Raw genomic sequence first — 9,336 nt, forward strand, 5'->3', positions numbered from 1 at the left:
GGCCGGGTATGAATCCGTTCGGTCGGATGGCGAGCAGGCGCAGTTCGCCGCGGTTCAACGAGGTTGCTTGGGCCGAGACAAGCGCCTCGTTGGCGAGGGGCCGAGGGTCCTCGACCTTGGCGAGCTTCAGCCCGGTGGCGCTGTCGGGAGACGTGATCAAGGCGAGCATGGGTCGATCTCCTCGTTGGTTTGTGCAGCGTCAACGCGATCAACTGTTGTCCGCCATGCGCAAACCGGAGCCTATCGACTTCCTTGTTTGAAGAATTTAGCTATTATGGCATCTAATCGCTAAAAGGCGTCAATCGTGAGGCAACCTCTTCGCTGGCCATGGCCCGATTTCGACGTCGACAATGTGCTCGCGCCGGCGATTGCGGTGCGCGTCGACGTCACCGAGACCAAGGCCGAGGTGCGCGAGCACTGGCATCGCAAGGGACAACTTGTCTTCGCGCTGGGCGGCGGCGTCACCTGCCGCGTTCCCAGTGGCCTGTGGATGGTGCCGCCGCATTGCGGCGTGTGGATTCCAAGCGGCATGGAGCACAGCAACATCGCGACGGCCAACGCGCGGATATTCTTCGTCTACATCGAGCCGGATGCGGCCGAACTGCCGGACCGGTGCTGCACGCTCTCGATCTCGCCGCTGCTGCGCGAGCTCATCATCGAACTGTCGGACTGCGCGCCGGACGATGCGCGGTGCGATTTCCTGGGAAGGGTCCTGCTCGCCGAACTGCCGCTGATGACTGTTCAGCAATTGCACCTGCCGATCTCGGCCGAGCCGCGGCTGCGGCGGATCGCCGAAGCGCTGGCGGACGATCCCGCCGACCGCAGAACTTTGGCGGAATGGGCAAACCATGTCGCGCTCAGCGAGAGCAGCCTGGCGCGCCTCGTGGTGAAGGAAACAGGGCTGACCTTCGGCCGCTGGCGCCAGCAATTGCACTTGATCGTGGCGCTGAGGGAGCTCTCCTCCGGTGCCAGCGTGCAGCAGGTGTCAGGCGATCTCGGCTACGAATCCGTCACCGCCTTCATCACCATGTTCAAGAAGGCGCTGGGCAAGCCACCGGCAAGATACCTCAGCGATATCGCGCAGGACGGTGGTTCCGCATTCGTGGCCTGATACGGATCAAGCAGGCTGCGATCTGACCTCGAAGGCGGGCCCGGCCGGATCGGTGGTCTTGCCGATCACCACCTCGACGATGCCGCGCGCGATCTCGCGTTCGCCCATGATCACCGTATCGGCGCCGAGGCCCTTGAGGTGCTCGACTTCGGCATCGGAATGAGCGCGGGCGATGACGTTTATCGCCGGATTGGCGGCGCGGGCCCGAAGCACGATCTGCCCCGCCTCGAAGGCATTGGGAATGGCAAGGATCAGCCGCTTCGCGCCTTCCGGATTGGCGGCTGAAAAGACCTCCGCGATGGCGGCATTGCCGGCGACGGTTTCGATGCCGTCGGCCTTGAGCTTCGCCAGCGTCTTGTCGGCATCCTCGATGACCAGGAAGGGCAGGGCGGCTTCTTTCAGGCCAGCTCCGACGAGGCTGCCGACACGGCCATAGCCGACCAGGATGGAATGGCCAGCAAGCGCGGTTCGCGGCGGCGCGCCATCCTCCTTCTCCCAAGCTGTCGCCACCGAAGCCAACTGACCGGGCTCGGTCGCCGGGCCGATAGACTTTGTTTCCTCGGGGGCCTTGCCGGCGCGCTTCTCCAGCCACGGCTTCATCCAGTCGACGAGGAGGAACATCAGCGGGTTGAGCAGGATCGACAGGATAGCGCCGGCAAGGATCAGGTCGCGGCCCTGTTCGGGCAACAGCTTCAGCCCGACGCCGAGCTCGGCCAGGATGAAGGAGAATTCACCGATCTGGGCGAGGCTGGCCGAAATCATCAGCGCCGTCGCGACCGGATAGCGGAAGGCGATGACGATGACGAAGGCGGCAAGCGATTTGCCGATGACGATGATGGCTAAAGTGGCCAGGATTGGCAGCCCGTTGCTGATCAGGCTGAGCGGGTCGAACAGCATGCCGACCGAGACGAAAAACAGCACGGAAAAGGCGTCGCGCAGCGGCAGCGATTCCTCGGCCGCGCGATGGCTGAGCTCGGATTCGCTCATGATCATGCCGGCGAAAAAGGCGCCGAGCGCCAGAGAGACGCCGAACAGTTTCGCCGCGCCGAAGGCGACGCCGAGCGCAATGGCCAGCACCGAGAGCCGGAATAGTTCGCGCGAGCCGGTATGCGCGACATAGTGCAGGATCCACGGGATAACCCGGCGGCCGACGACCAGCATGACGACGACGAAGGTGACGACCTTGGCCAGCGTCATGCCGACCACGCCCCATATGCCGTAGCTGGCGGGCAGCGAGAGCAGGCTCGAGTGGTCGTCGGCCTGCGGCTGGCCGCCCAGCACGCCGGCGAGCGCCGGCAAAAGCACCAGCGCCAGCACCATGGCCAGATCCTCGACGATCAGCCAGCCGACTGCAATGCGGCCGCGCTCGGTCTCGATCAGCCGCCGCTCCTGCATGGCGCGCAGCAGCACGACGGTCGAGGCGACGGACAGAGCGAGGCCGAAGACCAGACCGGCGCCCAAGGACCAGCCGAGCAGCCAGGCCAGCCCGGCGCCCAGCAGCGTGGCAAAAGCGATCTGCACGATGGCGCCAGGCACGGCAATCGCACGGACCGACAGAAGGTCCTTCAGCGAAAAATGCAGGCCGACGCCGAACATCAGCAGGATGACGCCGATCTCGGCGAGTTCGTTGGCGAGGCTGGCGTCGGCGACAAAGCCCGGCGTGTTCGGCCCGACGAGCACGCCGGCCACCAGATAGCCGACGAGCGGCGGGACGCGGAAACGGTTGGCCAGTGCTCCAAAGACGAAAGCAAACCCCAAACCGGCGACGATGGTGGCGATAAGGGGCGTGTCATGCGGCATTGTCTATGGAGCGCCTTTCAGAAATCGCGATGTCGGACAAGCGCCGCCCGAGGCCGTCGCCTTTCGCAATATGGTGGGCAGAGCGGCGGTCATGCAACCACCGCCGCTCTGAAATCGGCGCCATGGACACGCGCCGGACGAGAAAAGCCGCGCGCTGCCGTCATGGCCAGCCGCGCGGCATCCGCTCACGGCGTTCTAAGGTCTCGTGATGTCCGTCGCTCAAGCCGCCTGAAGCAGGCTCTCGATCTCGGAGATCGTGTGGTTCGTCAGCGTTTTCGGTATCTCCGCCTTCACCTTCTCGCTGACCTCCTTGTGCAGCTTCTGCCGCATCTCGCCCAACACCTGGGGCGGGGCGATCAGCACGATCTCGTCGAACTCGCCGCGGTGCGCAAGCTTGTAGAGCCGCCCCGCGATGTTGTCGGCGAAGCGTTCCTTGCCGAGGCGGTGCCAATCGGTGTCTTCAACCGCGCTGCGATGAACCGTGGGCCCGTCGCTGTAGCGGCCCGGCCTGTCGCTGCCCTGCTCACGGGTGGCAGGGTTCTCCTGCTCCATCTCCTGGACAACCTCCAGGTTCGGAAATTTGCTGTCACCTTCGTTGCGGAGGAAGAGCGCTTTTTCGCCGTCGGCCACGATGACCCAAAGACCACGTTTCAGATTGATGCTCATAGGGCGTTCCTCCTTGTTTCCCGGGGTGCCGACCGATCCTGGATCGGCCGGATGGATCCGCTAGCCAAACGTGCTGCGAAGCTTGATTGTTCCGGACTTATCGGGACGGCTCGTCCGCCGCCCGAAAGGCTCTTCAAACGGTGGGTTGGCGAGAGGCGCCTTTAATCTACTAAGTTAGTAGAATTTAGAAAAATCTATTTTGCCGCTCAAAGGCTTGGGCGCTAAAAATGCGACGGATCAAGGGGCGATGCCAACCGCTCCGTCCGCTCACAGCACCAGAGTAGAATTTTTTTCTCCCGCCTTTCGCGGTTGCGAAAAAGCGATTGCCTGCTTTGAAGGCATGCGCGAGTGCGTGCCTTCTGGTTTTCGGCGTGCTCGCATAAAACTGCCAGACTGTTATCGTATTTGCTTATCGCCATGTCGCCAGCCAACGCCAAGCTCAACACCTTCCCCGTCTTCGTGCGGGTCGACGGCGAAGCCGTGGCCATCGTCGGCAATGGCGAGGAGGCGCTTGCCAAGGCACGGCTGCTTGCTCAGTCGAGCGCGGCGCTGCGCATCATCGCCGCCGATGCCGATGCGGAGCTGCTTGCATTCATCTCATCCGTCGACGCTGTCCATGTCGATGCTGCCTATGATGTCGCCCATCTCGAAGGCGCGGCCCTGGTGTTTGCTGCCAGCGGCGACGAGGCGCTCGATCGCCGCGTCGCCGAGGATGCGCGCCGGCTGGGCATCCCGGTCAATGTCGTGGACCGCCCGGAGCTCTGCGATTTCTTCACGCCCGCGCTGGTCAACCGGGCGCCGGTCGCCATCGCCATCGGCACCGAGGGCGCCGGGCCGGTGCTCGCGCAGATGCTGCGCGCGCGCATCGACCGCATGCTGTCGCCGTCTCTCGGCCGGCTGGCGGCCTTGGCAGCCTCGTTCCGCGCCGCGGCCGAGCGGCTGCCGAAGGGCAATCGCCGCCGCCGCTTCTGGAGCGATTTCTTCGCCGGCGCTCCGGCCAGGGCGGTCGAAGCCGGCGAGTTCGCCAGGGCGCATGATGCCGCGCTCGATCTTCTGGCTTCGAACGCGTTGGCGGCAGGCCATATCGCGCTGGTCGGCGCTGGTCCGGGCGCTGAAGACCTTTTGACGCTGCGCGCTCACCGCCTGCTGATGGAAGCCGACGCGATCGTCTATGACGCGCTGGTGCCGGAGGCGATCGTCGCCATGGGCCGCCGCGATGCCGAGCGCCTGCCCGTCGGCAAGCGCAAGGGCTGCCATTCCAAGAGCCAGGAAGAGATCAACGCGCTGCTTATCGAGCTTGGCCGCGCCGGCAAGCGCGTGGTGCGGCTGAAGTCCGGCGATCCGCTGGTGTTCGGCCGGGCTGGCGAGGAGATGGCCGCGCTTCGCGAGGCCGGTGTCGCCTATGAGGTGGTCCCGGGCGTCACCGCGGCCTTCGCCGCCGCCGCCGATTTCGAGCTGCCGCTGACGCTGCGCGGCGTGACCTCCTCGATGGTCTTCACCACCGGCCACGACCTCAAGGGCAACTCGCTGCCCGATTGGGCGAAGCTCGCCATCTCCGGCGCGACCGTCGCCGTCTATATGGGCCGCTCGGTGGCGGCCGAGGTCGCCGGCCGGCTGATCGAGGCCGGGCTGTCGCCGGATACCGCCGTCGCAGTCGTCGAGAATGCCAGCCTGGGCAACCGCCGCCGCTTCCATGGCACGCTCGCCGACCTGCCGTCGCTGGAAGCGCGCGCCGACCTCACCGGCCCGGTCATGACGATCATCGGCGACGCGGTTGCCGGCGCCAATTTCGAACGGTCCGAGCCGCTCGCGGCACACAAGCACGAAGACACAGGGCATGAAGAAGCCGCCAGCACGGTGGCCGAAGGAGTACGGGAATGAAGGTTCTGACCGCGAACAGGCTCTCCGACGGTATCGCCGTGTGGTACGCCGATGGCGGCTGGTCGGAGGCCGTCGGCCATGCCGATATCGCCCATGACAAGGTGGCTGAGGACCGGCTGGAAGCGATCGGCGCCGCCGCCGCCGCCAACAATGAAGTGGTCGACGTCAACCTGATCGACGTGACCGTGATCAACGGTGTGGTCGAGCCGGTGCGGCTGCGCGAGAAGATCCGCGCCGCAGGCCCCACCATCCGCACCGATATCGGCAAGCAGGCAAACCCGGAAGCGGCGCGGGCGGCATAGGTTTTGAGCATGATCCCGAAAAGTGGGACCCGGTTTTCGGAGAAGATCATGCTCCAACAAAGAATTGAAAAAGCGGGCGGACGCGCCCTGAAAGACGAAGCATGTACCGTTACGACGAGTTCGACCAAGATTTCGTAGAGGCCCGGGTCGCCGAGTTCAGCGACCAGGTGCAGCGCCGGCTTGCCGGCGAGATCACCGAGGACCAGTTCCGGCCGCTCAGGCTGATGAACGGCGTCTATCTGCAATTGCATGCCTATATGCTGCGCATCGCCGTGCCCTACGGCACGCTGAACAGCAGGCAATTGCGCATGCTCGGCCATATCGCGCGCAAATACGACAAGGGCTATGGCCACTTCACCACGCGCCAGAACATCCAGTTCAACTGGCCGGCGCTGTCCGACATTCCGGCGATCCTCGCCGACCTGGCGAGCGTCGAGATGCACGCCATCCAGACCAGCGGGAACTGCATCCGCAACGTCACCGCTGACCATTTCGCCGGAGCCGCCGCTGACGAGGTCGCCGACCCGCGCCCCTATGCGGAAATCCTGCGCCAGTGGTCGTCGGTGCATCCGGAATTCTCGTTCCTGCCGCGCAAGTTCAAGATCGCGGTGACCGGCGCCGAACGCGACCGCGCCGCCATCCAGACGCATGACATCGGTCTGCATCTCAAGAAGAACGCGGCCGGCGAGCTTGGCTTTGCCGTCTATGTCGGCGGCGGCCAGGGCCGCACGCCGATGGTGGCCAGGAAGATCCGCGACTTCCTGCCGGAAGCCGATCTTCTGTCCTACTGCACGGCGATCCTGCGTGTTTACAACCTCTATGGCCGCCGCGACAACAAGTACAAGGCGCGCATCAAGATCCTGGTCCACGAGACCGGCGTCGAGGAAATCACGCGCCAGATCGAGGCCGAATGGCAGGAGCTGAAGGACGCCGAGCTGAAGCTGCCGGAAGCCGACATCCAGGCGATCAACGCCTATTTCGCGCCGCCGGCGCTGGCGGACCGGCCGGAAGGCGATGCCGCCATGAAGCAGGCCCGGCTCGATTCCAGGAGTTTCTCGGAGTGGCTCGACCAGAACGTCGTGACCCATCGCCATCCCGACTATGCAGCGGTGACCATCTCGCTCAAGGGCATCGGCGAGGTGCCCGGCGACGCGACCGACAGCCAGATGGAAGCGGTCGCCGACATCGCCGAGAAATACGCTTTCGATGAGCTGCGCGTCAGCCACGAGCAGAACCTGATCCTGCCGCATGTGGCGCGCGCCGACCTCAAGGCGGTCTATGACGCGCTGGTCGAGATCGGCCTGGCGACGGCCAATTCCAACCTGATCAGCGACATCATCTCCTGCCCCGGCCTCGACTACTGCGCGCTGGCCACGGCGCGCTCCATCCCGGTGGCGCAGGAAATCTCGCGCCGCTTCGCCTCGCTTGAGCGGCAGCGCGAGATCGGCGAACTGAAGCTGAAGATCTCCGGCTGCATCAATGCCTGCGGCCATCACCATGTCGGCCATATCGGCATTCTCGGCGTCGAGAAGAAGGGGTCCGAACTCTACCAGGTGACGCTTGGCGGCTCGGCCGACGAGAACACGTCCGTGGGCGAGATCATCGGCCGCGGCTTCTCCTCGGAAGAGATCACCGATGCCATCGAGCAGATCGTCGAAACCTATCTCGGCCTTCGGCTCAATCCTGATGAACGTTTTATCGACGCTTACCGCCGTGTCGGTCCCGCGCCGTTCAAGGAGGCGCTCTATGCTGGCGAAACCAAGGCCGCTTGACCGGACCGGCGGCGTCGAGGCCGGCATTGCCGCTGAAGCGGCGGGGCTCGACGCGTTGCTCGGCCATCTGAAGCCGATCGAGATCATCGAGCGGTCGGCGCGCGAATTCTTCCGCGGCGAGGTCGCCGCCGTGTCGTCCTTCGGGGCGGATTCGGCGGTGCTGCTCCACATGATCGCCAAGGTCGACCGCTCGCTGCCGGTGATCTTCCTCGACACCGGCAAGCATTTCGAGGAAACGCTGGGCTACCGCGACGCCCTGATCGCCGATTTCGGCCTGACCGATGTCAGGGTGATCAAGCCGGACGAAGCGGCGCTCGAACGCATCGACCCGACCGGCAGGCTGCACGAGACCGACACCGATTCCTGCTGCAACGTGCGCAAGGTCGAGCCGCTGGCGCGCGGCGTCGAGCCGTTCCGCGCGTGGTTCACCGGGCGCAAGCGTTTCCAGGCGTCGACGCGGGCGGCTCTGCCCGTCTTCGAGGCGGTCGGCTCGCGCATCCGCATCAATCCGCTCGCGCATTGGACGACGTCGGACCAGGCTGACTACATGCGCGCGCATGCGCTGCGCGAAAATCCGCTGGTCGCCTACGGCTATCTCTCGATCGGCTGCTTCCCCTGCACGCAACCGGTACAGCCTGGCGAGGATGCGCGTAGCGGCCGCTGGGCAGGGCACGCCAAGACCGAGTGCGGCATCCATTTGTCGGGGCTGGAGAAGTCGCTGACCGACGCATCACTTTAGGGTATATCGCTATTCGCGTGATGTCGGCTCCCAAAGTCACGGCTGCTGGCCGTCTGCCGGCTCGCTTGGGACTCTTTGGACTTTAGGATTTTTGATGACTGAATCGACGACACCAGGGACTCGCCTCTGGACCCCAAAGGGTTTTCGCGAGGACGACTGGACCCACGCCGAAAGCGCCGAGGCGCTTGCCGGAAATGGCCGCTTCATCCTGCCGCTGCAGGCCTTCCTCGGGCTCGATGATGAAGTCCGCAAGTCGGCCAGGGAGCGCATCGGGGTGCTGCTGCAGCCCGGCGACGAACTCGACAAGATCGTCGGCCTGCTCGACCAGCTTTCGCTGGTGGCGCTGGCCTTTCCGGCGTTCAACGATGGCCGCTCCTTCTCCAAGGGCGAGCTGCTGCGCGCCCGGCATCATTTCACCGGCGCGGTCCGCGCCACCGGCCAGGTGCTGGTCGACCAACTGCCGCATATGCTGAGGCTCGGCTTCGACGAATTCGAGGTCTCCAACCCGGTGCTGCTGAAGCGGCTGGAGGAAGGGCGCACCGGCGGCCTGCCGGTCTACTACCAGCCGGCCGTGGAGCCGGAAGCCAAGGACCCCAAATATTCCTGGCGGCGCAAGCGACCGGACTGACGCTGCGGCATCTTTACAAGACCAACGACCGGGTCTTCTCTCCAGGAACGGACGGAAATATCCGCCGGGGAGGACACCATGCGTTACGACTATGTCATCGCCGGCGGCGGCTCCGCCGGCTCGACGCTTGCCGCCAGGCTTTCCGAAGACCCATCGAAGAAGGTTTGCCTGCTGGAAGCAGGAGGCGACGGCAAGGATCTGCTGATCCGCGCGCCGGCCGGCATCATCGCGCTGCTGCCGGGCCGGCCGAAGATCAACAACTGGGGTTTCGAGACGGTGCCGCAGGAAGGGCTGGGCGGCCGCAGGGGCTACCAGCCGCGCGGCAAGGCATTGGGCGGTTCCAGCGCCATCAACGCCATGCTCTACACGCGGGGCAACCGCCGCGACTATGACGAATGGGCCGACCTCGGCTGCGACGGCTGGTCGTGGGACGAGGT

9 protein-coding genes are annotated in these 9,336 nt (G+C 65.1%); 7 read left to right on the top strand and 2 right to left on the bottom strand.

Going from position 1 to position 9,336, the window contains the following annotated elements:
* Positions 1-304 precede the first annotated feature (304 nt).
* A complete protein-coding gene (locus EOA29_RS15320) occupies positions 305-1,111 on the top strand; it encodes a helix-turn-helix transcriptional regulator (protein WP_126091913.1) in 807 nt (268 codons plus the stop codon).
* Positions 1,112-1,117: 6 nt separating this feature from the next.
* Here the strand turns inward: EOA29_RS15320 and ybaL are convergent, their stop codons facing one another.
* Complete coding sequence (gene ybaL / locus EOA29_RS15325; RefSeq protein ID WP_126091914.1) at positions 1,118-2,911, bottom strand: YbaL family putative K(+) efflux transporter; 1,794 nt, start codon at positions 2,909-2,911, stop codon at positions 1,118-1,120.
* A gap of 219 nt (positions 2,912-3,130) precedes the next feature.
* The gene (locus EOA29_RS15330) at positions 3,131-3,577 is read right to left on the bottom strand and encodes a host attachment family protein (protein ID WP_126091915.1); all 447 of its coding nucleotides are present in this window, start codon (positions 3,575-3,577) and stop codon (positions 3,131-3,133) included.
* A 417-nt stretch (positions 3,578-3,994) separates the two neighbouring features.
* Here EOA29_RS15330 and cysG point away from each other — a divergent pair, with 417 nt between their 5' ends.
* The 6 genes from cysG to EOA29_RS15360 all read left to right on the top strand — a co-directional run.
* Positions 3,995-5,458, top strand: coding sequence for a siroheme synthase CysG (gene cysG, locus EOA29_RS15335; protein WP_126091916.1), 1,464 nt, complete (start codon positions 3,995-3,997; stop codon positions 5,456-5,458).
* Positions 5,455-5,760 carry a DUF2849 domain-containing protein gene (locus tag EOA29_RS15340; protein ID WP_126091917.1) on the top strand — a complete coding sequence of 102 codons (306 nt, stop codon included), beginning with the start codon at positions 5,455-5,457 and terminating at the stop codon, positions 5,758-5,760. The genes cysG and EOA29_RS15340 overlap by 4 nt, the downstream gene beginning before the upstream one ends.
* A gap of 101 nt (positions 5,761-5,861) precedes the next feature.
* Complete coding sequence (locus EOA29_RS15345; RefSeq protein WP_126091918.1) at positions 5,862-7,532, top strand: nitrite/sulfite reductase; 1,671 nt, start codon at positions 5,862-5,864, stop codon at positions 7,530-7,532.
* A complete protein-coding gene (locus EOA29_RS15350; RefSeq protein WP_126091919.1) occupies positions 7,507-8,271 on the top strand; it encodes a phosphoadenylyl-sulfate reductase in 765 nt (254 codons plus the stop codon). Before EOA29_RS15345 ends, EOA29_RS15350 begins: the two co-directional genes overlap by 26 nt.
* A 94-nt stretch (positions 8,272-8,365) precedes the next feature.
* On the top strand, positions 8,366-8,899 hold the full coding sequence (locus tag EOA29_RS15355; RefSeq protein ID WP_126091920.1) for a DUF934 domain-containing protein: 534 nt from the start codon (positions 8,366-8,368) through the stop codon (positions 8,897-8,899).
* A 78-nt stretch (positions 8,900-8,977) separates the two neighbouring features.
* The coding region (locus tag EOA29_RS15360; RefSeq protein ID WP_189478903.1) for a GMC family oxidoreductase N-terminal domain-containing protein at positions 8,978-9,336 on the top strand (359 nt) is incomplete at its 3' end.

Source organism: Mesorhizobium sp. M1E.F.Ca.ET.063.01.1.1 (assembly GCF_003998155.1).
Taxonomy (GTDB): Bacteria; Pseudomonadota; Alphaproteobacteria; order Rhizobiales; family Rhizobiaceae; genus Mesorhizobium.